This window comes from Wolbachia endosymbiont (group B) of Ischnura elegans (genome assembly GCF_947251585.1).
Taxonomy (GTDB): Bacteria; Pseudomonadota; Alphaproteobacteria; order Rickettsiales; family Anaplasmataceae; genus Wolbachia.
This window is the reverse complement of sequence record NZ_OX366371.1, coordinates 1,715,126-1,739,541: the sequence shown is the minus strand read 5'-3', so window position 1 is coordinate 1,739,541 and position 24,416 is coordinate 1,715,126. Positions and strand designations below refer to the sequence as shown.

Sequence of the window (24,416 nt, the reverse complement as noted above, 5' to 3'; positions counted from 1 at the left end):
ATATTCCGTGAACGGTTACACAAATAGATCTCCTGTCTTTTTTATAATAGAAACTACCGGAGTTTTAGTCATGGAATATATTGCTAAACTAGCCAGTGCAACAGCAGCAAATGCTAAAACACTTATTCCAAGTGGTGTAGCTGCAAAAACTGCAATTGGCGCTAAAATCGAAGTTGAAGACACCCAATACGGTGTTGAAAGTGCTACTGCTGTGCCTATAACATACAGAGAAGTAAGCGCTACAAGTGCAATGTTTGTTTTGTGACGGTGGTTTTTAAAAATTGACATAATTTCCTCTTAAAATAAGTTAATAATATATTAATATTATATATCAAAAAATCAATACAGTCAACTTACATATAAAAAACTACCTACCGCTTGAGCCAAAGCCCCCTTCATTGCGGACGGTTTCTTCTGTGCAGAATTCTTCTCTGTCATCCCAAATTACCTGAGATACAGGATTGATGAGGATTTGTGCGATTCTATCTCCTCTTTTTATTTCATATGGCTGATTACTTAGATTGATTAGGCAAACTTTAACTTCACCTCGATAATCGGAGTCTATAGTGCCAGGAGAATTTAAGACAGTGATTCCATATTTTGCAGCAAGCCCAGAACGTGGGCGAACTTGTCCTTCAAAACCGTTTGGTATTGCAATCACAATGCCAGTTGGAATAAGTAACCTTTCAAGTGGATTTAAAATAATAGAGTCGTCCAATGCAGCATAAAGATCCATGCCAGCACTCTGCATAGTTGCATAACAGGGAAGAGGCAAGCTTTTGCCATGTGATAACTTTTTTATTTCTACTTTAATTTTATCTCTTTGCATTTTTATTCACCAGTTATGAAAATTTGATTGTAGCATGTAAATTATGCCTGTAAAAGATAAGAAAACTACTTGACAAATTTTTCAGCTTCCTTACTATAAAATTGAAAGTGTTTTATTACCTTCAATCTGTTCAGATTAAACGACAAAAGTATTATACAGTTGGCGTCTTATAAATCTTTCCGCTATGCGCACTTTATGTCTTCACAATAATTTCTACCTAATATAAGCTGAAACGGGCTTATAAAACGTTTAAATACAGTATAGAACGCCAATTTTTAGGATTAGAGAGTAACAACTAGCTAACGCTTTTGCCTTTTTTGCAATTAGTAATAATATTTTGGATTAGTTAGGAGTCTTATAGAGATGTCATTCCAGCACTTGATGCTGGAATCCAGCCTTTCTGCAATCTCATCGAAAACGTTGTACCACCTTTCTATGCTAGTTTGCTTGTGAGCAACTTAGATCCCAGTGTCTGGGCACTGGGATGACAAAAAAGGGCTACTTGAATGACATACTTGAATTTACGCTATAAAGTGAACCGGTTTGGTGTGCTGCTGTTGTTTGCAGTATTGTAGTGCTAATTTTTTACTTCGGTAGTCTTTTTATTGTCATTATAATTACAAGAATAGTTGAGGCCAATTAATATGAAAACTTTTGCAAAAAATTTTAAAGGTAAGGAAAGAAAGCTAGAAGAGTTCAATGAGAAAGTTGAAGACATATCAGCTGTAGCTCAAGATAAGTTTGCACATGAACTTGAAAATATCGCATATGAAAGTGTGCAGAAATTTCGCAGTCTACTTGCTAAAGAAATAAACTCCACTTTCAATAACATTCATTCTCAGAATGTCAATCTACTAAAATCTGGCTTAGTAAACTTGATCAATAAAAAAGGAGAAACAGCGTTAATACGTTCTCTTCTCAATATACTTGTACGATAGAGTTGCTGCTGCAATTTAATATTAAGTGATAACTAAAATAAGTAAGATTTTTTATGGATAAGTCTTACTTATTTTAGCTATATATAGAAAAGGAGGGTTGTTATGTCAACAAGACTAAAGTATCCAATTATAAATATACAACGTAAGTCTAAGCCTAAATCTTTTCCAGTAACTTTAGGAGAGGTTAAATCTTTTTTACGAATTGAAAATGATCAAGATGATAAGTTGATTTCAAGTTTTATTTTTATGGCAACTGATTATGCTCAGTGGCATATGGAAAAGTCTCTAGTAAAGCAAACGTGGCAAGTTTCATATGAAGGTTATATACCTCGTAGAATCTATTTAAGCTATGGTCCTGTGAATAAAATAATATTGGCTACTGATAAGAATAGAAAACTTAGTTATTATTTTAGTGATATAGGAAGCTATATTGAATTTTTCAATTATTTGAGCATAATAAGAGCTGATGTTGTATATGAAGCTGGTTATGATAGTGTTCCTGAGCAAATAAAGCTAGGTGTTATACAGCATGTTTCTGCTCTCTATAAAAATCGTGAATCAGAAGTAAGTAGCCATTTATCTGAAGTGAAGAAGGTGTATTCTCCATTTCGCGAACCAAAGGTTGTTTTGTAGTTCCTGTTTGTCATTCAATAGCAGATACAACAGATGGTGTCATACCAGTACTTGGATCAAGATTGCGAGTAATGAATTGGGTTTTGTGAGTATGGGTTTTGCATTATAGAATGAAGTGTTTTTGGTTAAGAAAACTGGATTCCAGTGCTTACTGTACAAAAATTGTAACTTAATTCCATAAGGGAAGGTGTCATTCCAGCGCTTACTGTAAAAACAGTAACCGTTCACGGAATATTCCCAATTAGGCAGGAATAGCGACTAAATTCTGTAGTTTCTGGACAGGATTCTGATCATTCAAACGTGCAGTCAAAAATATCGAAAGCATTCTTTCAATGAACTTTTCTCCACGTTCTGACCAAGTGAAAAAACTATTTTTACGATAAATGACGTACCGTCTAGCCTGACGTTCTGCAAGGTTATTGGTTGTCTCGATCAGATCAGGATTGCGCACGAATCTCCACATCATATCTTCAGAACGTAGTATATTGGCAGCCATTCTCGAGGCCTGAGTTCCTTTTGCAACCCTTGTTATCTCTCGCAAAAAATGTTTCACCCTTTTTCGAATCTTCCTCATTAACCGGAAAAATCTTAAATTGTCTATCAGGTTTTGTTTACGTGCTCTATCTACCACAAATACCCTGTTGCTCAGCGATTTTAATGCTGCGCCAATTCTGCTCACTTCAACATTTTTACTGTAAAAAAACCTTTCAAAGTCCCTTGCTAAATGGGCCCAGCATATCTGTCTGTTTTCACGATTAAAGTAATTATACGCAGCATACCTATCGCTTATAACTATTCCATCATACTCTGGCAATAGCCCTTTTAATATCTTCTTTCCGCGAGATCCAACTAACTTCATAAGTGTTGCTGTTTTATTCGTTACTACCCAACTCCAACCTTTCTTTCCCTGGTTCCTATGGCTTGTTTCATCTATATGTAAATACTTGCTTTTCCGTAGCTCTTCTCTTATTTTTTCGTATTCAGATATACATTTTTCTGATACTCTACCCTCGGTCTTTGATACCAAACCTAGGCTTATATTCAGATTAAATATGCTGCTCAAAATTTGCTGTACTTCCCTTTTTGAATTGATAAAAAATCCACTAAAACTGCTAATTACTGCTTTTGCATTAGCTCCTAAAAGATCCCTTGTCACACCTTCAGGCAGACTAGCTGAGATCCTTTTCTTACACGCCTTACAGTAGCCTTTTTGTAGCCTATATTCAGTCACTATCGGTTTAATTTTTGGCAATTCAACCTTTTGATGCACAGTTTCTTCTTCTAAAATAACTTGGCTTCCACACATGCAAATTGTATCAATTGAACATTTTACCACCTCATCTGCTACCATCAATTCCCGCTTGTGCGCTTCATGTCCTGGCTGCCCGCCTGGTTTTTTATCGCTCTTCTTTTTTGTCTTTTTGCGATATACATCTTGCGATGGTGGCAGCGATGAATTTTTTGAATTTAAACCCAGCTTATCCTCTAGCTCAATTATTTTTGTCCTTAACTTATCATTCTCTGCTTTCAGAGTACCAACTTCTGACTCCAATACCACAATCTTTTCTTGTAGCACCTCTATCATCAACCCCTCATCTATCTAGTTTATTGTTTTTTATACTAATTATGCAATTTTTGTAAACTACTTTCTTATACCGTGAATGGACAAAGTTGATAAGCCTAAACGCCATCATGTCTTTAGGAGAGTCTGCTAATGAAGGCTCTTAAGTTGACGCCATTGCGTGAACGGTTACTAAAAACATTGTAACTTAATTCCATAAAGGAAGGTGTCATCCCAGTGCTTGACACTGGGATGGCTTTGTTGCATAGGTCAAATAAAAAGAACTGGCAGTTACTGACAAAATTCACTATAAGACAAGCATTTAACCTACTAAAGAAAAATATGCCACAAAAAATGAGAGTCAGTAACTGCCATGAATATAACAAATTTCTCCAAGAGAGGGGAAATATTTTTTATTACGTCAATGATGCCATAGAAAATTGGTACGAAAAAGGTCCAAAAATGGCTGGTGGCAACTATATTTATAGCGATAAGGTCGTGATTCTGGAAGGCTTTGTTGCATAGCTAGTGTTGGTTGAGGTTATTGTAAGGAGAAAAGCTTATGGTTACTAACGCATTTTGTTGTAAAATAGGCATTTTTCAAACAAGTATAACTTATGCCACAAAAAATGAGAGTAAGTAACCAAAGAGAATATAATGAGTTTCTAAAAAAAAGAGGAAATGTTTTTCATTTTGTTAATCAAGCCATAGAAAATTGGTATGAAAATAGTCCAAAAGTTGCAGGTGGCAATAACACTTATAGTGATAAAGTTGTAATTTTAATACACATAATAGTTCATCTTTTTAGAATTGGCTTGAGACAAGCTGTAGGTTTTGTAAAAGGTTATATGGTACAAATAGGCAAAAAACTTAAGATTATCAGCTATACACAAGCTTCCAGAAGATTTAAAAAGCTTAATTTGAAGATTGATGACCATAGAAGCAATAAAGATGATCTGGAAAATGTTGAAATTGCCGTAGATAGCACTAGAGTTAGTATCTACAATAATAACGGTGGGCATAGTAAGCTTAATATTCGAAAAAGAAAATACAGTGGTTATGGTCAAGTAAGAAAATTACATGTTATTTTAAACATAAATGATAAGAAAGCAATAAGCATGAACTACACTAGTGGTGTTGCTGTAGACTATTTGCCGGTCTGCGATATGTTAGAAGAAGTCAGTGATAAATATAACATTTGTTCTATTCGAGCAGATGCGGCTTATGATATAAAAAGTGTGTATAAAGAATGCAGAAAATACAATATTGTGCCTATTATTCGCCCTAGGAAGGATACTAAAATTTGTTTAGCTGACTACTTATCAGAAAGAAACAAGTATATTAGTAGAATTAGGTCATATGAGAATTATGAAGATGGTATTAATGAATGGAAGAAAAAAGTTAAGTATGGAGCACGGTCTTATATTGAAGTCTTTTTCTATAGGTTGAAGCAAATATTTGGGTTTGGCTTGAAAAATAAATCAGAGGTAAATCGTGAAAAAGAGCTGTTAATTAAGTGCTACTTACTGAACAAATTTACTGATATTGGTATGGCTAAATTTAAATTAGCTGCGTAAGTTCATTGTGATTTACATGCCTATCAGTGCTATGCAACAAAGCCATTCAGGTTCACATAATAACTTATTTATTTAGAATAGGTCTGAGACAAACAGCGGGATTTATAGCAGGGTACCTTGAGCAAGTAAGGAAAAACTTGCAAGTTATTAGCTATTCCCAGGCCTCAAGAAGGCTTAAAAAACTTAACATCAAAATTAATGATCGAAGACATGATAAAAATAATACAGAAGATATTGAGATTGCCATAGATAGTACTGATCTACAATAATATTCCAGGTCATAGCAAGGCAAATGGTACAGATAGAAAGTATCGCCGCTATGAGCAAACAAGAAAACTGCATGTAATGCTAGAGATAGGTAGCAAAAAAGTTATAGCAGCAAAATACAGTGGCGGAGTTTATTCTGACCACTATGGAGCATGTGATCTTATTGCAAGGATTGATGTTAAATATAATATAAGCACACTATATGCAGACAGGGCATATAATCGAAAGAAGTTATACAAACTGTGCGATGAGCTTGACATAAAGACAAGGATTCCTCCGCAAAATAATTCAGTAGAGCATCCAAAGTTGGATTATATGGATGAGAGAAATTCTACAATCAAGCTCATAAAGTCATATGATGAAGATGGTATGAAGAGGTGGAAAAAAGAGATAAATTATGGGAAGAGATCTTATATAGAAAGTTTTTTCTCGCGACTGAAGCAAACATTTGGGTTTAGTTTTAGAAACAAATCTGAGGTTAATCGTGAGAGAGAACTGCTACTCAAGTGTTATTTGCTTAACAAATTTACTGATATAGGCATGGCTAAATTTGAGATAGCTTCATGAATTTATTCCACGTTACCTATTATCCGAAGAGTGATGCAACAAAGCCATCCCAGTGTCAGAGCACTGGGATGACACTCTACTGGTGGAGATTGCTCTAAAACTACAATGTTTGCCTGGGCGTTGAGATGGCACCCTTCTGGTAGATTCAAATCACAATGTTTGTATAGTTGTGTGATCTGACACTGATTTTTTTTTACGGATTCCAGTATTGCATGCTGAAATAACATCAAAGAATACATTGTTAACTTCTTACTCAAATAATGGTTAATAAAAAGAGGTATATTTCTATACCTGTTCTATTTGGACTTCAATTATAGGTCTTTTTAGTAAATATTCCTTTAAGATACTAAATATTGAACTTTCAATCTTATTTCTTATTTTTTTTATCGGTTGTGGACTAAATGCTGACTCAACCTTCTCTATGATCTTTTGCATAATGGCTGCATCTTCTTGCGCTTCGAAAACACCAGGTGCAAATACTTTTGGCTTAGCGAGCAATTTGTTTTTCTTATTCACAATTGCTGTTACTACAATAACCCCAGCATCTCTCATTCTCTCACGCATCTTTATAACGCTGCATTCTGGATGGCGTAGCAACGTACCATCAATACCAAAGTAGTCAACATCAATTGAACTAACTTTTTCTCCATTCTCCAAATTAACAATATCACCTGGTGCAATCATTATTGCTTTTTTCACACCGCACTCTTTAGCGAACTTTACATGTGCATCCGTATGAATATACTCACCATGAACTGGAATAGCTATCTTAGGTTTTATCAAAGAATACATTTCCCTTAGCTCTGCTTTTACTGGATGTCCGGAAGCATGAACATTCTCTGTTTTTTCAGTAATAACTTCCACTCCCATCTCAATAAAGGCATTGAGCATGTTATGTGCACGAGTTTCATTGCCAGGAATGATTTTTGATGAAAAGATCATGGTATCACCTTGCTGCATTTTAAATGCTTGATGACTCTTATTAGCAAGCCTTGAGGTTGCTGCCAGTGGCTCACCTTGACAACCTGTGCAAAGTAGCACCAGCTTTTCCCTTGGAAAATTTACTGCCTCCTTTGCTTCTAGAAACTCAGGAGAATCAGTTAAATAACCACTATCCTGAGCAACTTTCACTATTCTCCATAAAGATCTGCCAAGTAAAACCACTTTTCTATTTAGTGCTTGTGCAGCTTTAGCGATAGTCTCAATTCGCGCCACATTTGAGGCAAATAGCGATACAGCAATCAATTTTTTAGACCGCTTTATTATATTGTAAATATTATCATAAATTTCACTTTCTGATTCAGGGTCGTGTTTGCTCAGTATGTTTGTTGAATCACAAATTGCTGCAAGTAGATCACCTTTATCGCCAATTTCTTTTAAACGCTCTATATTAGAAATTAATCTAACAACAGGTTTTGGATCAAATTTCCAGTCCCCAGTATGAAGTGCACTACCTGCTTCAGTGCTAATTAATATTGAATTTGCCTCAGGAATTGAGTGAGTTACATTTATAAACTCAACGGTAAAAGGACCCAAATTTATGCTGCCATTTATGTCTACCTCTTTCACAGGTACCACACCTTCCAATCGAAACTCCTTTAGTTTCTCCTTGAGAAAATTAACTGTAAATTTTGTTGTATATATGGGACATTGCAAATCTTCCCACAGATGAGGCACTGCACCACAGTGATCTTCATGTGCATGTGTAATTATTATTCCAAGCAAATCTTTTTTTCTTTGAGCAATAAAATCTACATCAGCAATGAGTAGCTCAACACCTGGCATAGTTTCATCTGCAAAACCGATACCAAGGTCGATCATAATCCACTTGCCTTGATAATGATATAGGCTAACGTTCATCCCAATTCTTCCTACTCCTCCAAGAGGAAGAAATAAAAACTCATTTTTGTTTATGTTCATTAATTTTAAATTATTAAAATGCGAGGATAGCAAAACTTCGACCTTAAATAAAGGAATTTATCACTTTTGCATAACTTAAAAAAATCTTTTCACTAAAAGAGAAGGCTTTCAAATTGGTAAAAAGAATTAAGTGTAGACAGCTACCTCTTTATATCATTTAGCAAATTTCTCATTTTTTTTTTACTTTTCCAAAGAATCCTTCAGATTTCTGCTCTACACTTTCATGTTCCCCTTCCTCAAGCGCTTTTAATAGCTCAATCTGCTTTTGGGTTAAATTCTTTGGATTTAAAGTCTCAACTATTACCTGTACGTATAAATCACCACGAGCATGTGAGTTCATATATGGCATACCCTTTTCCCTACAACGTAGTTTGGTACCAGTTTGAGTGCCTTCAGGGACCTTTACTTTTATTTTAGCTCCATCAATTGATTGAATATCGATTTCACCACCAAGTACTGCTAGTGTCATTCTTATAGGCACTTTACAGTGTAAATCTGCTCTATTGCGAGTGAAGATCTGATGAGTAGCTATTTTCACACATACGTATAAATCTCCGCTTTTTCCACCTCTTGCTCCAGCTTCTCCTTTACCACTGACCCTTACCTTAGCTCCTTCTTCTATGCCTTTTGGAATTGAAACGGAGATATTTACTTCATCTCTTTTACGTCCACTTCCACCGCATTTCTTACATTTATTTTGTATTATTTCTCCTTCCCCATAGCATGTAGTACACGTTCTTTCAATGGTAAAAAAGCCCTGTTGAGTTCTAATTCTACCGCTTCCCTGGCATGTGTTGCACTGAACTGGTTTGATTGCTCCTTCGCTACCTGTGCCTTGGCATGTATTACATTTTATATTTGTCACATAATGTATAGGTGCTTGTATTCCTTTAAATGCATCTTCCAAGGTAATTTTAAGGTCGTAGCGCAGATCTGCTCCAGATACTCCTGTTGTACTTCTTTTTGTTCTTGACCTACTTGTACTGCCGCCGAATCCTCCACCAAAAAAATCGTTAAATATATCACTAAAATCCCCTCCAGCTTGGCTGAAATCAAATCCACCGGAAGCACCATCGTGACCATAACGATCATAACCTGCTCTTTTTTCAGAGTCAGATAGAACTTCATATGCAGCTGTTACTTCTTTAAATTTTTCCTCTGCTTCCTTATTACCAGGATTTCTGTCAGGATGATATTTTAATGCTAGTTTTTTATATGCCTTTTTTATCTCGTCAGTACTAGCATTTCTGCTCACTTCTAGCAGATCATAGTAGTCTTTTTTGTTCATATATAATAGCTCAGTATTTTACCTTTAAAGATAGGTATTACATATATGAATTTCAAGTATGACCTCTATTTCCTATAAAATATGGTGCACCCTGAGCGACTTGAACGCCCGACCTTTTGATCCGTAGTCAAATGCTCTAATCCAACTGAGCTAAGGGTGCTTGCACAAAGCTGACTTTAACAGATTTTATAGCTTATTTCAATTGGTTTAGCTAAAAATAAAACTCTTATCATGTATGAAACCTGTAAGAAATTGTACTAGCTCTCTTAAAGGATAACTTAAGTTAACAGTTTCCAATTACTTTGATTTTAGAACCGCTATCCGAATAAGAGCTTTTCACATTATACTGCCAAGCTGCTAACAAATAGCGGAATGACGGTTATAGTTAAATCTAAACTATTTTGGCTATATCAGAAGACGGGTTATGCAGAAACCTTAAAATACTTCTTGCTTGCCAAGGAGAATAAATACATTCCTACAAACAAGCAGATACTCAATATCGATGCATAGGAAAACTTGAAAATTAAATCTTTAATATATATTGATAAGCATTTACCTGCAGAAATTTTGTATAGTAGTCCAACACAAATAATCGTACTATCAATGACCGATGCTATAATTAAAGTGATGAAATTTGCCATATGAAAATTCAATTTGTTATCTAAGTGAGGAAAGTCACCTCTCCCCACTCGACTTCAAAACCTTACTATTACCCATAAGTATATAAATGGTAAAAAGCTGCTATTTTACTAATTCAATTTAGTACTATAAATAGACCTATGGTCTAAAAATGAAATATATGATGAAAGGAAGTATAAATACCTCAACTAGTGAATGGGCAGAAAGTGAATTTGGGATTGTTAATTTTGGCGATATAAGATTAAGTAAAAGGCTTTTAAAAGTAGTTAATAGTTTTGCTGAATCGCCTGAATGTTCAATAAATCAAGCTTGTAAAGATTGGTATCAAAGTAAAGCAGCTTATAGATTTTTTCAAAATGATGCCATTTCTGAAAGAAAGATATTAGACAGTCATATAGTTAAAACTGTTGAAAGAGCTAAAGAATATTCAACTATTTTAGCTATCCAAGACACGAGTTATATTTCATATAAAAATCATAAAAAGGCCAAAGGATTAGGGATTATAGCAGCAAGATTAAGATCTGAAACAACCAATTTTAAAACCCATGGATTAGTGATGCATACAACATTTGCAGTTACAACAGAAGGACTACCTATAGGATTATTAGATCAAAAAATTAGTACTAGACCTCCCTTAGCTGAAGACCTAAGAGAGTTGAAAAGGAGAAGCCATAACACTGCTGTTCCTATAGAAGAGAAAGAAAGCATACGGTGGATAGCATCACTAAAAGACTCTACTAATCACCCTGGATTAAAGGATGTTAAGGTAGTTACCGTTTGCGATAGAGAAGGAGATATTTATGATTTATTTGAAGTTGCTTCCACTAATCAATCTCTTTTTGTAGTAAGAGGAAATCAAAACAGAACAGTAAACAAGAGATCAACTTATTCTGAAAAAGGTGGTGAAAAGTTGTGGGATTTGATGAATCGTATGCCTTGCCAAGGAGAAATTCAAATAAGTATTCCTACCCGTGATAATAGGCCTAAAAGAACAGCAGTGTTAGAAGTAAAGTTTAGTAACTTTGTGATGAATGCATCAAAAAACAACGCTAGACGTAAGACTCAAAAACTTCCTAATTTAAATTTGAATGCTGTCTATGTTATAGAAAAGTATTCCCCATTTGGCGAAGAACCTATGAACTGGATCTTATTGACAAATATAAGTGTTAATAATTTTGAAGAAGCAGTAGAAAAAATACAATGGTATTGCTTAAGGTGGAGAATAGAGGTCTTTCATAAAATTTTGAAATCCGGTCTTAAAGTTGAAGAATGTAGACTCCAAACAGCAGATAGATTGATCCGCTTTCTTACAATAATGAGTATAATTGCATGGAGAATATTTTTTATTACATTAGTAGCTAGAACAAATCCCAATCTTCCTTGTACTATCATACTGACTGATGAGGAGTGGAAGGTTTTGTATACAAAAATGCTAAAAACAAAAAACTATCCTGAAGCCCCACCACCCATAAGAAAAATCGTGAGGTGGGTAGCTCAATTGGGAGGGTTTTTAGCTCGCAAAAATGACTTAGAACCAGGTCCTATAGCTTTGTGGAAGGGATGGAAACGTCTCTTTGATTTAGCAGAAGGATGGAGACTTGCTCATGAATCCTATATTTATGGGTAATAGTAAGCTTCTATTCAAGGCTTGTTGGTAAAGGTAAAAAGAAGATGGTGGCTATGACAGCTCTAATGCGTAAAATCATAGTAATTGCCAATGCGAGGCTTAAAGAAGCAGTCAATGTGAATTAAAAAAATCTGCATAGAAAATAGGTTAACGAATATGTGGATAAATACGTCTACACACATTTAAAGTATTTATACACATATTCGTTAACCATAAGATCTAAGCAGTAACTGTTGTTTGATACAAAATTTTTCTATGATTAAGTTAGGGTTTTTATTGTCAAAAATGCACTTTTTACTCGAATAAAAAACAAAATTACAAACAAAAGTTGTAATGAAACTAAATTCAAAAAATTTTAAAAAACATAGTTGATCCGATAATATAACTTGCGCCTTTGCAAACTTAATTTCCGGCAATAAGCTCTGCGGTAGAGGATATAGTGCTTTTAAGTTGTACCACAAATGCTCTCTTTCATAAATGCCTTGGTAATCCTTTATGTGAGGCTCTGTTTCTCCAAGTACTGCCACATCTAACCGATATACATCATTACTAAATGCTTGCTCATAATGAACACGAAAAGTACTAAACTTAAAACTTGGATTTAAGATTTTTAGCTCAAATGCGTTCTTTCTACCAAATGACAACACTGGTCCATCTTTTTCAACTTTTCTACCTGAATAGTCTGACAATAAGCTGCCGAATAAACTTTCATCTAAAATAAACCTATCAACGTTATAGTGATCATTGAAAATCCTCATTAGCCGCGATCTTGCTGGTAACGATAGTTTTGCAAGTTCTACTACTGCATCCACAAAAAAGTCATTTGGAACATCTTTTATTCCTATCTGTAATTCAAAAAAGTGCTTGCCAGGTGGCTCCTCAATAATTGTAATATCTTCTATATTTGCCCATTTTAGTGCTATTTTTAGTGATGCTGGAGTTCCTCTCAGTCTTTGAAATTTTACTCCTTCTACTACGGCTTTTCTTCTATCTTTTACCCAACGCAGTATCTCTTCTAAACCATATTCTTCTATTATCCACGGCAATGTTTCTTCTTCCAATCTAAATTTAAATCCTCTAATACAGCTTGGATCTACTTTATAATCTATCGCATCTACTAGCGCTCTTTCCTGCCTTGTTGAATTTGGTGGCAGTAACATTAATTCAACTCAATCTTTAAATTTCTCAAATTTGCACATTCATTTCCCAGAACCACAACATCCTCTTTTGGCTCGATTAATTCTACGTTTTCTACACCATCTACAAATAAATTCGCTATTATCCATGATCTTGTAACATTCCATCCCAGCCTTCTACTTGCTTCAAACTTCTTGATGAACTGTTCCTTAATTTCCTCCTTTGATATTACAGAACTTATGCTCATTCTGCTGTCAATATCTATTTCCTTAATATTGCAACCAATTACTGTTACTGTATCTGTTAAAACCCTTATATCATCTCTATTAACTTGCTTTCTTACAATTTCAAGTAGCTCTTCTAACACTATGCCAGTTATGGATAATTCTGTTGATAAGATTGAAATTTGTACTTTCCCTGGTATAGGTGATTCTACTAGTGCATCTTTTACTCTACTATCTGCTGACAGTGCATGATATTTATAATATTCCTTACTTCCTCCTGTTGACCAACCTGCTATTTTTGCTTTTACCCTCTTTCTAAATCTTTCATCCTCTTCTTCTTTTTCTCTCTCTACTCCATAAAACTCAGCCAAATTATCAACTGTCGCAAATTTAAGTAAGTTACTCTTTACTGCTTCATTTATTCTTTCTCTAAGCAAAAGTTCTCGCCATGCTGCTACTTCTAATATCTTCATTGCTGGATCACTTTCCACCAATCCTGTAAAGCTTGCATCACGCTTCACTAACTCTTCCTTCATCCGAGAAAAAATCTCTTCAAAGTTCAGTGGTTCGATAATATTTGGCTGCTGCATTTTTAAACAACTACTCCATTAATATTTATGAACTTACCTTCTGAAAGATAGACACCTTCTAAATTCAATGTTACTCTCCCTTCTTTTACTCCTTCAACTTTTACTTTTTCTAACTTAAACCTCTTTTCCCATTTTTCCAAAGCTTCTCCTGTTGCTGCATATATCTCAAGTGTTAAATCTCTATTTATTGGCTTATCCACTAACTCAAATAATCTCGACCCATAATCCCTTCTCATGATCCTACTGTTAACAGGAGTGGTCAGTATATCAATTATTGATTGCTTTAAGTGCTCTATTCCTTCTAACGCTTTTCCTGTTTTAGTATCCATTCCTTTCATTTTTAGTCTGCAAACACGTCTTCACTGCCTTTTCTTACTTTAAACCCACATGAAACTATATCTCCTACTCTTCCTATACTATAGCCATTTGCAAACACTGTTTTTGATCCTTCAGTTAATACTCTACTTTCTGTAAAATTATCTCCTTTTCGGCAAATTGGCTTACCATTTACAAAAACATTGTTACTCCCACTAATGCAAAAATGCGGTGTTACTTCTACACAATAATCTCCTACTCGCACAACCGATTTATTCATTTAATTAAGGTTTATTTTATCTGCCTTCAATTTTATTCCACTTTTTGTCATTTCTATTCTCGATCCCCCAGCTTTCAGTGTTATTTTGTCTACTACTTCAATCTCTAAATGATGCTTTTCCTTATCATATGTAAACTTCGTCCCATCTTGAAATTTTATACTATTTATTTCTTTTTTATTCTCTGGTGCATGGTATTTTTCCTGATATATTCCTGCTAACACCACTCCTAATGATAGTTCACCAAGAGGAGAAAATACCATAACCTGTCCATCAATATCTGGCGGAGACCAATCTCTATCTTTTCCTGCTTTACTTGTTATCCATGGCAGATAATCTGTTACAATATCTCCTATTTTAACTCTTACTTTTGCTTTTTCATAATCTATTTCTTTTACAACTCCTATACGAATGATATTCGCTAATTTTCTACTTAGCTCTGAAATTGCAAAATTATGATCCAACATTTATATTTCCCACGTTTATGGTATGTGGCTTAATCTTATTTTCTGTCCATATCGATTTACCTAAATGAAGCTGATGACTCCAATCAACCATCCACACCAAATACGCATCTAACTCCGGCCTAAATCCGTCAAGGCTTTGTTGCATAGCTAGTGTTGGTTGAGGTTATTGTAAGGAGAAAAGCTTATGGTTACTAACGCATTTTGTTGTAAAATAGGCATTTTTCAAACAAGTATAACTTATGCCACAAAAAATGAGAGTAAGTAACCAAAGAGAATATAATGAGTTTCTAAAAAAAAGAGGAAATGTTTTTCATTTTGTTAATCAAGCCATAGAAAATTGGTATGAAAATAGTCCAAAAGTTGCAGGTGGCAATAACACTTATAGTGATAAAGTTGTAATTTTAATACACATAATAGTTCATCTTTTTAGAATTGGCTTGAGACAAGCTGTAGGTTTTGTAAAAGGTTATATGGTACAAATAGGCAAAAAACTTAAGATTATCAGCTATACACAAGCTTCCAGAAGATTTAAAAAGCTTAATTTGAAGATTGATGACCATAGAAGCAATAAAGATGATCTGGAAAATGTTGAAATTGCCGTAGATAGCACTAGAGTTAGTATCTACAATAATAACGGTGGGCATAGTAAGCTTAATATTCGAAAAAGAAAATACAGTGGTTATGGTCAAGTAAGAAAATTACATGTTATTTTAAACATAAATGATAAGAAAGCAATAAGCATGAACTACACTAGTGGTGTTGCTGTAGACTATTTGCCGGTCTGCGATATGTTAGAAGAAGTCAGTGATAAATATAACATTTGTTCTATTCGAGCAGATGCGGCTTATGATATAAAAAGTGTGTATAAAGAATGCAGAAAATACAATATTGTGCCTATTATTCGCCCTAGGAAGGATACTAAAATTTGTTTAGCTGACTACTTATCAGAAAGAAACAAGTATATTAGTAGAATTAGGTCATATGAGAATTATGAAGATGGTATTAATGAATGGAAGAAAAAAGTTAAGTATGGAGCACGGTCTTATATTGAAGTCTTTTTCTATAGGTTGAAGCAAATATTTGGGTTTGGCTTGAAAAATAAATCAGAGGTAAATCGTGAAAAAGAGCTGTTAATTAAGTGCTACTTACTGAACAAATTTACTGATATTGGTATGGCTAAATTTAAATTAGCTGCGTAAGTTCATTGTGATTTACATGCCTATCAGTGCTATGCAACAAAGCCATTCTGGATTATCGCTAATTTGATAATTTAAAAAAATGACTTCCACTCCTAATTTCTTAAACTCTTCAAGTAATATCATCTGATATGCATACTTACGAGATAAACGATCAGGAGAATGAATATAAACCTTATCAATGTTACCTTCTGCTATTTTATCACGTAATTTTTCCAAACCAGGACGGATTATGTTAGAACCACTATAACCATTATCAATAAATTTATATTCATTTAATAATTTATGTCCATCCATACTAATTTGATTCTCTATAGCAGCAATTTGGCTTGCTATTGTATCTTCTTGTGCTTGCCTCCCTGAAGAAACTCTTGCATATAAACTAACTGTTACCATTTTACCGTCCTCAAATCTACTTTCTTATATTCAGAGTTTTCTTCCTTTTTGCTCGCTTTTATTGGTTTACTTAACACTAATTTTTCATATGCATCTAATAGATACAACTCTGCTAATCGATTTACTTCATAACTACAACTAATCCGCACTATTAATTTCTTGTTGCCCATGAGCTCTACCATATATTATCCATCGAGACATATGGTTATTTGATCATTAGCTCTATAAATAAATTCAACTCTCCGTTCTTTTTGTAGAAGCTTTCGAGAAATAGTCTTCTCAAGTTTCAGGTTTATTGCAATATTGTTGGCGGAGTCCTTGCAGCTATTTGTGCTAACTCTGTAGCCGATAGTGGTATTGTACGTGATAATTCCTTTAATTTCTGACCAAATTCTGCGGCTTTTTTATCATGAATTGCATCATCCTCATCAAATTGCACGACTTTCTTAACATCAGCCATAGCACTTTCAAAGTCAATCGCAACTTTAATTGGCGCTGCAAGCGTTAGCCCTAGCCCAATAGTCTCTATAATTTGTGACTTAAAATGTGCTTTGCTTGCTAAAAAACTTTGGTGACTACGTATTGCAGACCCAAGCTTACCATACTTACCTTTTAGCACTTCAATAGAAGAACCAAGTTTATATTGATCACTTACTAATGACTTAATATTTCTTCCACTTTTTCTTACTTCTTCATTAAATGAATGCAAAGCATCTCTCTTTTTCAAATATGCTTCTTTTGCTTTTGTTGCAGAAAACTTAGCTTTATCAAACTCAGCTTTTAAAGTTTTGCTTGGTTTCTCTATCGCTTTCATTTGTTTAGCTAAAGATTTTACCTGATCCTCAAAACCTTTCCATGACCTTCTACTAGTTAAAACATCACTACCCAACTGCTTAAATTTTGATACTGATTTTAAAGATGAGTCAAGCTTTCTTATGTTCTCACCAAGACGAGTAAGTTGACTACTACTTCCTTTTATTACAGTATTAAAGCTGCCATCTAAGACTGCTCCGATTTTTATAGATAACGTTGACATTTAGACCTCTTTGCTGTTTCTGCCCATAAGATAAATTCGTTAAATTCCATATCAAGAATGTGCTCAACTCCACCACCTATGATAGAGCCAAGCACTAGTATTTCTAATCTCAAGTTTTTTGGATAATTGGTGAAAAAAAATCCTTTAATACTTCTTGCATTTTTACATAATCAGCAATATCTAACTCTTCAATTGCTTCTTTTGCAACTGATGTCAGGTTGGCAGTCAAAGTCACTTCCTTATTTAGGTCACTACCATTAATGCGTTCTATTGCCAAATAGTCTCTAACTTTTGGACGTCTAATGGTAAGTTCTGAAACAGAAATTCCATCAACTGTTATTGGGTTATTAAGTGTTATAGCTTGCATGTTCCTCCTTAAAAAGTTAATTAAATAAAAGTCTATATCGGCTTTTACATAACTAATTTTTTTTACTATAGTTTTTGTGTTTGATTAACGATCCTTCATACTAAATTTCTCAATATAAAGATGATAGTAGGGTTTATTTTTCCTCAACTTGAATTAATTCTTGAACTTCATCGACAGAAAGACCTGTACACTTGACAATAGTGCTAATATCAACATTATTAGTCAACATCGCTTTTGCAACTTCAATCTTTCCTTCAATCTTTCCTTCAATCTTTCCTTCAATCTTTCCTTCAATCTTTCCTTCAATCTTTCCTTCTTTTTTGGCATCATCAAGTTTTTGAGCAAGGACAGCCTTTTCATCAAGAATACGCTTTATCTCTCCTTCATATGCTAAAAACTCCTTTTCTGACCAGTTAAACCTATTTAGCTCTTCATACGCTTTTTTGATTATTACGTCACTTCCTGTTATCCTTTCCAATTCTTCTTCACTTGTTTCATCAGCGTACTTAAAAAAATACACCCACTTCTCAACTATATTTGAAAGCTGATCTTCTTTGGTTTTGGGAAATTTAGGCAATTCAATAAATACAAAATAAAAATCTTTTAGATCATGTTCATTAGTATCTTCATCGCGAATAGTGTGCTTTGATTTATACTCGGACTTATCAGGAAATAAAATACAATCTGCTATAGCAATAAAGATAATTTCCTTAAGGTTATGGTATTGATCACCTTTATCTGCTTGTCTTGAATAGGCTTTAGCAGCGTAATATTGGGCACGTTTTTCAAAGCCTTTGGTTTTAGCGACCTGCATCTCAATTATCCATTGCACTCCTGTGGAATCTCTACATAGCACATCAACAATACTTTGCTTTTTAGATGCAATATCAGGATCTTGAATAGTACTTAAAAACTCTATATCCTGTATTGCATTTTTGCCAGTAAAGCTCAAAATATCATTTAGAAAGTGAATGAGGATATCTTTATTCTTTTCTGTACCAAAGATACGGCGGAATGCTACATCATTCTTAGGGTCGAGAAATTTAGATAAAGCCATAGCACAAATGCCTAAAAAACATCAATAATTATACAGTATTATCAGTAATTTTTCAATAAAGAAGTGAAAAGGCATCCGTCTATTACATTAAATCCCTAGAATCGTTTGCAGCAAGGCCATTTGATCCACACCGTTAATCTTACGGATCATATTCTCAGCATCGATTTCTATTAATTCATTACCACCTATCGTAAGTTTATAGTAATGGGCAGCTACAGTGCATTTTAGAGTGGCTTTTTCAGCAGGTTTCCAGCTACCAAAATCAAATTCTTTGAATATGCCTCTGAGGTTGATAATTACTCCTTCAATATCATTACTACCACTTCCTTGCATTCCACCACGAAGAGTTAAAGATACTGAATTTCCATTTATCAACCCAAATAGCCGAAAAAGCTCTGTATCGTATTCAGAAAAAGTGAAATCTGCTTCAAGCTTTTCCATGCCCATGTCAATATTTATTGGAATATCCATACCACCAGCACGGTACTCTTCTGTTTTTATGGTAAGCTTTGGTAGCGTAATTTCATCTATTTTTCCTGCATAACCACGACCATCTACAAATACGTTAAAATTTCTCAGTATTTTGGGTAACACTTCGCTTTCTCCTAACTTATTACACTATTATTTACAAGATGGGATCTGAATATTATTTGCTCAGCTGGATATGGCGGTGTAAACTCAAAATCAAAAGACACTTTTCCGCTTGCAATATTTGCCGGTGTATTGAGTTCGGGAGTTGCATAACATTTTCCACTGATAATCGCTCCTTGTACTTTTAAATTGGCCAAATAAGAATTCACCCCCTCAATCACATCATCTATATAAGTTTTGGTGATATTGCGATCAACTGCCCAGAGATGAGCTCGAAGTAAACTATCGTTAATTAAATCTGCAGTGCGCCTTACTGATAGAAAAGCCCATTTCGAATCGTTTGAACATGTTCTATTTCCCCAAAGCCTATAGCCATTTTGATGAATTATCGTTGTTACTTCATTTTCATTTAAATGGTTTGCTCTACAATTTGTATTACCGAGCGTAAAATCAATAGGCCTGCTTGTTCCAACAATACCATTTATCTCTTTATTTGAAGGTGAGTGCCAAAATCCTTGTTCGCTATCTACTTTTGCTATTAAACCAGCTACAAATGGGCTTGCTGGCAAGGTTCCTTCTTTTCCTTCAATAAATACCTTAACCCAAGGGTCAACTACGTAAACTCTTGAGCTGCCTACACTTTTTCTCCATTTTATTGCTTCTTCATCATTAGTATTTGGTCCATCTGCAACAATAATTGCTCTTAATTTTTCTGCTATGGAAATTAAAGCACTCACTACTGGATTTACTCCATCTATTTCAGGTAACTGATGAGTAAACTTAGGAGCAATTAATATTCTTGGAGCAATATGAACTATGCTTTCACTACTGAGGAATGCCTCTATCCCTTGATACTCTCCAGTCTCTTTATCAACACCGCCAATTATACTCTTCAGCGTCTCTTCTTCTTTTAGTTTTGGATCGCTGTTTTCACTTTCTTCAACTCGAATAACTACTACTGTTGCACCAACTTGAGAAAATATTCCATTTACTGCAGAAGGCAAAGTTCCTTTTTTCCCAAGCTTTGCTGCTTCTTTTAAGCTTCCCGCTATTAATACTGGACTACTCAGTGGAAATTTTTGCTCGTCAGCATCAGGTGCAGTACCAATTACACCTATCACTGATGATTTAGCTGTACGTACTGTCTTTGCTCCTGAGGTTACCTCAATAACATTTACGCCATGTAAAAATTCTTCAGCCATTTCTTTGTATTTTTTTCCTGAAATCATCTAGCAAAGTCTGTAGCTCATTTTCACTTTTAGCTTCTTCAATCTTTCTTTTGGCTAAATCTTCAAGCTCTTCACATTTAATTATTGCTTTTACTGCTTTTTTCACTTTTTCCTCAATTATTCTTGCCATTTCAATAACTGTAATACCACGTACTTTTGCTAAAGGCTCTATAATTTCTGCATCCTTTTCATTCATAGATTCTGGTGCTGCTAAAATGTTCTCTGCGGCTTTCGCTTGAATCTCATAAGATTTAGCTTTTTGGTGAGAATGCCCTGCGTATTGGTGAGTATAGTTATCATAATAAGCACGAAGATTAGAAAGTGCAGAAAACTTCGCATTTTGCAGTAACTCCAATTCAATGTCTTCTTGATTTCGCTGAGCAATTTTTCCTCCTTCTGTTAAACAATAGCTTTTTTGCCAATCAAAATCTTCTGGTGCTTCATACCAATCATTTCCAGTTGGCTTACTTTCAAGCGTTGTTGTTTCAACTTGTTTATCATTCTCAAATCTAATGTAGATAGACATTGTTTGTTACCTCCAGAGCTCATAGGTTTCAGATAATCCTGGACATTGCCAAGCCCTTAGCGTTCTCTCTACGTCCACCTCAAGCCCTTTGGTGAGAAAATTGCTGCGAAAATTATATATTCCCCACTGAATAAATTGACCATAGATTGTGCTATACGTGTGCTCACTTGCAAAGAACTCAGGTGTCTCACCAACTCTTTCACCTTCTGAGTGAAGATTAGATGACGTATAAAGTAACACTGTAACGGTTTTTCCTGCTGGAATGATTATGTTACCTGATGCAATAAATTCAGGACTGTTAATTTCATGCTGGTAAATACGTGTCCAAGTAATTCTCGAAATCTCTGACTTCCTTGTATTAGTTTTATCAGGTGTACCTATAAATAATCCTGCTCCTCCATAATTAACTTCTTCTTTATACCACATTGCAGATCCAACAAAGTTTAGAGTTTTACTTATATCTACATTGCTTGTGTTTTTTACGAATATTACTCCCAATTCAGCATGGCTTTGTTGCATAGCTAGTGTTGGTTGAGGTTATTGTAAGGAGAAAAGCTTATGGTTACTAACGCATTTTGTTGTAAAATAGGCATTTTTCAAACAAGTATAACTTATGCCACAAAAAATGAGAGTAAGTAACCAAAGAGAATATAATGAGTTTCTAAAAAAAAGAGGAAATGTTTTTCATTTTGTTAATCAAGCCATAGAAAATTGGTATGAAAATAGTCCAAAAGTTGCAGGTGGCAATAACACTTATAGTGATAAAGTTGTAATTTTAATACACATAATAGTTCATCTTTTTAGAATTGGCTTGAGACAAGCTGTAGGTTTTGTAAAAGGTTATATGGTACAAATAGGCAAAAAACTTAAGATTATCAGCTATACACAAGCTTCCAGAAGATTTAAAAAGCTTAATTTGAAGATTGATGACCATAGAAGCAATAAAGATGATCTGGAAAATGTTGAAATTGCCGTAGATAGCACTAGAGTTAGTATCTACAATAATAACGGTGGGCATAGTAAGCTTAATATTCGAAAAAGAAAATACAGTGGTTATGGTCAAGTAAGAAAATTACATGTTATTTTAAACATAAATGATAAGAAAGCAATAAGCATGAACTACACTAGTGGTGTTGCTGTAGACTATTTGCCGGTCTGCGATATGTTAGAAGAAGTCAGTGATAAATATAACATTTGTTCTATTCGAGCAGATGCGGCTTATGATATAAAAAGTGTGTATAAAGAATGCAGAAAATACAATATTGTGCCTATTATTCGCCCTAGGAAGGATACTAAAATTTGTTTAGCTGACTACTTATCAGAAAGAAACAAGTATATTAGTAGAATTAGGTCATATGAGAATTATGAAGATGGTATTAATGAATGGAAGAAAAAAGTTAAGTATGGAGCACGGTCTTATATTGAAGTCTTTTTCTATAGGTTGAAGCAAATATTTGGGTTTGGCTTGAAAAATAAATCAGAGGTAAATCGTGAAAAAGAGCTGTTAATTAAGTGCTACTTACTGAACAAATTTACTGATATTGGTATGGCTAAATTTAAATTAGCTGCGTAAGTTCATTGTGATTTACATGCCTATCAGTGCTATGCAACAAAGCCAGTCCGGTTTTGAAGCTTACTATTACCCATAAATATAGGATTCATGAGCAAGTCTCCATCCTTCTGCTAAATCAAAGAGACGTTTCCATCCCTTCCACAAAGCTATAGGACCTGGTTCTAAGTCATTTTTGCGAGCTAAAAACCCTCCCAATTGAGCTACCCACCTCACGATTTTTCTTATGGGTGGTGGGGCTTCAGGATAGTTTTTTGTTTTTAGCATTTTTGTATACAAAACCTTCCACTCCTCATCAGTCAGTATGATAGTACAAGGAAGATTGGGATTTGTTCTAGCTACTAATGTAATAAAAAATATTCTCCATGCAATTATACTCATTATTGTAAGAAAGCGGATCAATCTATCTGCTGTTTTGTATTAGATAGAACTTGATCTGACACTTTAAAAAAGTAAGTTATAAAATAATAAAAGAAAGGAGTGTTAGATATGAGTACGATACAAACAAAAATACTAAAACCAAAGTTAGGGTTATTAGAACTAGCAAAGCAATTAGGTAACGTATCACAAGCGTGTAAGGTGATGGGTTATTCGCGTGATACATTTTATCGATTTAAGGAGTTATATGAAAGTGGGGGAGAAGGAGCATTACATGAAATAAGTAAGAAAAAACCCCTATTAGCAAACAGAGTTTCCGAAGATATAGAAAGGGCAATAATTGGCATAGCTACAGAATTTCCAGCATATGGACAACAAAGAGCTGCAAATGAGCTGAGAAAAAGGGGTGTAATAATTTCCGAAGGTGGCGTAAGATCTGTATGGCTAAGAAATGACATTGAAACGTTCAAAAAAAGACTTAAAGCCCTTGAAGCAAAGGTTGCACAAGACGGCATAATTTTAACTGAAGAGCAACTTGCAGCATTGGAAAAAGTTAAAGAGCAAAGAGAAGCTCACGGTGAAATTGAAACAGAACACTCAGGTTATTTAGGGTCTCAAGATACTTATTACGTAGGCAATATCAAGGGCGTTGGGCGCATTTACCAGCAGACTTTTATTGATACATATTCGAGAGTGGCTTTTGCTAAGCTTTATACAGATAAAACTGCTATTACCGCTGCCGACTTGCTGAATGATAGAGTAATACCATTTTTCGATGTACAAAACGTGCCATTATTGCGCATTTTGACTGATAGAGGTACAGAATATTGTGGTAAACCAGAAAATCACGCTTATCAGCTTTATTTGGGAATTGAAAATATTGATCATTCAAGAACTAAAGCCAATTCACCACAAACTAATGGCATATGCGAAAGGTTTCATAAAACTATGCAAGATGAGTGTTACAATATTATCTTTAGAAAGAAAATCTACAGTTCTTTAGAAGATTTGCAGATAGATGTTGATCATTGGTTACGCTCTTACAATGAGACCAGGCCTCACTCAGGTAAATATTGCTATGGTAAAACGCCTATGCAGACTTTTCTTGATAGCAAACACATTGCTTTTCAGAAAAATATTAGTAACGTTAAACAAGAGACTGATATTAGTTTTAACTACCTCAATTCTTCTGTCAGTTAATTCGTTGCTGTCA

Annotated in this window: 26 protein-coding genes, 1 tRNA gene and 5 pseudogenes; 11 read left to right on the top strand and 21 right to left on the bottom strand. The window is 34.5% G+C overall.

What is annotated here, in order from left to right:
• Window positions 1-7 precede the first annotated feature (7 nt).
• Complete coding sequence (locus tag OPR58_RS08980) at window positions 8-265, top strand: hypothetical protein (RefSeq protein WP_265022498.1); 258 nt, start codon at window positions 8-10, stop codon at window positions 263-265.
• A gap of 102 nt (window positions 266-367) precedes the next feature.
• On the opposite strand, the gene dut is transcribed toward OPR58_RS08980, so the two are convergent.
• Window positions 368-829, bottom strand: coding sequence for a dUTP diphosphatase (gene dut, locus OPR58_RS08975; protein ID WP_265022497.1), 462 nt, complete (start codon window positions 827-829; stop codon window positions 368-370).
• Between the two features lie 644 nt (window positions 830-1,473).
• Between dut and OPR58_RS08970 the strand changes: the two genes are divergently transcribed.
• Both OPR58_RS08970 and OPR58_RS08965 read left to right on the top strand, forming a co-directional pair.
• Window positions 1,474-1,767 carry a hypothetical protein gene (locus OPR58_RS08970; RefSeq protein ID WP_139686435.1) on the top strand — a complete coding sequence of 98 codons (294 nt, stop codon included), beginning with the start codon at window positions 1,474-1,476 and terminating at the stop codon, window positions 1,765-1,767.
• 102 nt (window positions 1,768-1,869) lie between these two features.
• Window positions 1,870-2,400 carry a head-tail connector protein gene (locus OPR58_RS08965; RefSeq protein WP_265022496.1) on the top strand — a complete coding sequence of 177 codons (531 nt, stop codon included), beginning with the start codon at window positions 1,870-1,872 and terminating at the stop codon, window positions 2,398-2,400.
• A gap of 241 nt (window positions 2,401-2,641) precedes the next feature.
• Here the strand turns inward: OPR58_RS08965 and tnpC are convergent, their stop codons facing one another.
• Entirely contained in the window at window positions 2,642-3,985 is a 1,344-nt protein-coding gene (gene tnpC, locus OPR58_RS08960) for an IS66 family transposase (RefSeq protein WP_265022247.1), read from the bottom strand.
• Window positions 3,986-4,315: 330 nt separating this feature from the next.
• Here tnpC and OPR58_RS08955 point away from each other — a divergent pair.
• The 3 genes and pseudogenes from OPR58_RS08955 to OPR58_RS11435 all read left to right on the top strand — a co-directional run.
• Window positions 4,316-4,468 (top strand): annotated as a pseudogene (locus tag OPR58_RS08955) (IS5 family transposase); the annotation flags it as partial.
• Window positions 4,469-4,578: 110 nt separating this feature from the next.
• Window positions 4,579-5,538, top strand: a complete 960-nt coding sequence (locus OPR58_RS08950; RefSeq protein WP_265022212.1) for an IS5 family transposase — start codon at window positions 4,579-4,581, stop codon at window positions 5,536-5,538.
• A gap of 44 nt (window positions 5,539-5,582) precedes the next feature.
• Window positions 5,583-6,372, top strand: a pseudogene (locus OPR58_RS11435) (IS5 family transposase); the annotation flags it as partial.
• A 285-nt stretch (window positions 6,373-6,657) separates the two neighbouring features.
• On the opposite strand, the gene OPR58_RS08935 reads toward OPR58_RS11435, so the two are convergent.
• The 3 genes from OPR58_RS08935 to OPR58_RS08925 form a co-directional block, all read right to left on the bottom strand.
• A complete protein-coding gene (locus OPR58_RS08935) occupies window positions 6,658-8,292 on the bottom strand; it encodes a ribonuclease J (RefSeq protein ID WP_265022493.1) in 1,635 nt (544 codons plus the stop codon).
• 169 nt (window positions 8,293-8,461) lie between these two features.
• A complete protein-coding gene (gene dnaJ, locus OPR58_RS08930) occupies window positions 8,462-9,580 on the bottom strand; it encodes a molecular chaperone DnaJ (RefSeq protein ID WP_264337075.1) in 1,119 nt (372 codons plus the stop codon).
• 82 nt (window positions 9,581-9,662) lie between these two features.
• Window positions 9,663-9,740 (bottom strand) — tRNA-Arg (locus OPR58_RS08925).
• A gap of 639 nt (window positions 9,741-10,379) precedes the next feature.
• Between OPR58_RS08925 and OPR58_RS08920 the strand changes: the two genes are divergently transcribed.
• Entirely contained in the window at window positions 10,380-11,846 is a 1,467-nt protein-coding gene (locus tag OPR58_RS08920; RefSeq protein WP_265023151.1) for an IS4 family transposase, read from the top strand.
• Window positions 11,843-11,971: pseudogene (locus OPR58_RS08915) on the top strand (IS110 family transposase); the annotation flags it as partial. The gene OPR58_RS08920 and the pseudogene OPR58_RS08915, both read left to right, overlap by 4 nt.
• Window positions 11,972-12,052: 81 nt before the next feature.
• Here the strand turns inward: OPR58_RS08915 and OPR58_RS08910 are convergent.
• Genes OPR58_RS08910 through OPR58_RS08885 form a run of 6 tightly spaced genes read right to left on the bottom strand, consistent with a single transcriptional unit; the run spans window position 12,053 to window position 15,002 of the window.
• Window positions 12,053-13,006 (bottom strand): phage tail protein, encoded by a 954-nt coding sequence (locus tag OPR58_RS08910; RefSeq protein WP_265022492.1) that lies wholly within the window; start codon window positions 13,004-13,006, stop codon window positions 12,053-12,055.
• Window positions 13,006-13,797, bottom strand: coding sequence for a baseplate assembly protein (locus OPR58_RS08905; RefSeq protein WP_265022491.1), 792 nt, complete (start codon window positions 13,795-13,797; stop codon window positions 13,006-13,008). The genes OPR58_RS08910 and OPR58_RS08905 overlap by 1 nt, the downstream gene beginning before the upstream one ends.
• 2 nt (window positions 13,798-13,799) lie before the next feature.
• Window positions 13,800-14,135 carry a GPW/gp25 family protein gene (locus OPR58_RS08900; protein ID WP_265022490.1) on the bottom strand — a complete coding sequence of 112 codons (336 nt, stop codon included), beginning with the start codon at window positions 14,133-14,135 and terminating at the stop codon, window positions 13,800-13,802.
• A gap of 2 nt (window positions 14,136-14,137) precedes the next feature.
• Window positions 14,138-14,392: a PAAR domain-containing protein gene (locus OPR58_RS08895; protein WP_265022489.1), complete on the bottom strand. Its 255-nt coding sequence runs from the start codon at window positions 14,390-14,392 to the stop codon at window positions 14,138-14,140.
• Window positions 14,393-14,857, bottom strand: coding sequence for a phage baseplate assembly protein V (locus tag OPR58_RS08890; RefSeq protein WP_265022488.1), 465 nt, complete (start codon window positions 14,855-14,857; stop codon window positions 14,393-14,395).
• Entirely contained in the window at window positions 14,844-15,002 is a 159-nt protein-coding gene (locus OPR58_RS08885) for a hypothetical protein (RefSeq protein WP_265023210.1), read from the bottom strand. The genes OPR58_RS08890 and OPR58_RS08885 overlap by 14 nt, the downstream gene beginning before the upstream one ends.
• 94 nt (window positions 15,003-15,096) lie before the next feature.
• Between OPR58_RS08885 and OPR58_RS08880 the strand changes: the two genes are divergently transcribed.
• Window positions 15,097-16,056, top strand: a complete 960-nt coding sequence (locus OPR58_RS08880; RefSeq protein ID WP_265022212.1) for an IS5 family transposase — start codon at window positions 15,097-15,099, stop codon at window positions 16,054-16,056.
• 12 nt (window positions 16,057-16,068) lie between these two features.
• Here OPR58_RS08880 and OPR58_RS08875 read toward each other — a convergent pair whose 3' ends face one another.
• From OPR58_RS08875 to OPR58_RS08835, 9 genes and pseudogenes are all read right to left on the bottom strand, one after another.
• Window positions 16,069-16,449 carry a recombinase family protein gene (locus OPR58_RS08875; RefSeq protein ID WP_265022244.1) on the bottom strand — a complete coding sequence of 127 codons (381 nt, stop codon included), beginning with the start codon at window positions 16,447-16,449 and terminating at the stop codon, window positions 16,069-16,071.
• On the bottom strand, window positions 16,443-16,631 hold the full coding sequence (locus tag OPR58_RS08870; protein ID WP_038249248.1) for a hypothetical protein: 189 nt from the start codon (window positions 16,629-16,631) through the stop codon (window positions 16,443-16,445). The genes OPR58_RS08875 and OPR58_RS08870 overlap by 7 nt, the downstream gene beginning before the upstream one ends.
• A gap of 137 nt (window positions 16,632-16,768) precedes the next feature.
• A pseudogene (locus OPR58_RS08865) lies at window positions 16,769-17,485 on the bottom strand (phage tail tape measure protein); the annotation flags it as partial.
• Between the two features lie 109 nt (window positions 17,486-17,594).
• Entirely contained in the window at window positions 17,595-17,852 is a 258-nt protein-coding gene (locus OPR58_RS08860; RefSeq protein ID WP_265022487.1) for a phage tail assembly protein, read from the bottom strand.
• A gap of 133 nt (window positions 17,853-17,985) precedes the next feature.
• Window positions 17,986-18,909: an Rpn family recombination-promoting nuclease/putative transposase gene (locus OPR58_RS08855; protein WP_265022486.1), complete on the bottom strand. Its 924-nt coding sequence runs from the start codon at window positions 18,907-18,909 to the stop codon at window positions 17,986-17,988.
• Between the two features lie 87 nt (window positions 18,910-18,996).
• Entirely contained in the window at window positions 18,997-19,503 is a 507-nt protein-coding gene (locus OPR58_RS08850) for a phage major tail tube protein (protein ID WP_019236469.1), read from the bottom strand.
• Between the two features lie 11 nt (window positions 19,504-19,514).
• A complete protein-coding gene (locus OPR58_RS08845; RefSeq protein ID WP_265023190.1) occupies window positions 19,515-20,702 on the bottom strand; it encodes a phage tail sheath subtilisin-like domain-containing protein in 1,188 nt (395 codons plus the stop codon).
• Entirely contained in the window at window positions 20,695-21,255 is a 561-nt protein-coding gene (locus tag OPR58_RS08840) for a hypothetical protein (protein ID WP_265022485.1), read from the bottom strand. Before OPR58_RS08840 ends, OPR58_RS08845 begins: the two co-directional genes overlap by 8 nt.
• A 6-nt stretch (window positions 21,256-21,261) precedes the next feature.
• Window positions 21,262-21,774, bottom strand: coding sequence for a hypothetical protein (locus OPR58_RS08835; protein WP_265022484.1), 513 nt, complete (start codon window positions 21,772-21,774; stop codon window positions 21,262-21,264).
• Window positions 21,775-21,868: 94 nt separating this feature from the next.
• On the opposite strand from OPR58_RS08835, the gene OPR58_RS08830 reads away from it, so the two are divergent.
• Entirely contained in the window at window positions 21,869-22,828 is a 960-nt protein-coding gene (locus OPR58_RS08830) for an IS5 family transposase (protein ID WP_265022212.1), read from the top strand.
• A 66-nt stretch (window positions 22,829-22,894) separates the two neighbouring features.
• On the opposite strand, the pseudogene OPR58_RS08825 reads toward OPR58_RS08830, so the two are convergent.
• Window positions 22,895-23,236, bottom strand: a pseudogene (locus OPR58_RS08825) (IS4 family transposase); the annotation flags it as partial.
• A gap of 78 nt (window positions 23,237-23,314) precedes the next feature.
• Between OPR58_RS08825 and OPR58_RS08820 the strand changes: the two are divergent.
• Window positions 23,315-24,403 carry an IS481 family transposase gene (locus tag OPR58_RS08820; RefSeq protein ID WP_019236582.1) on the top strand — a complete coding sequence of 363 codons (1,089 nt, stop codon included), beginning with the start codon at window positions 23,315-23,317 and terminating at the stop codon, window positions 24,401-24,403.
• Window positions 24,404-24,416 lie beyond the last annotated feature (13 nt).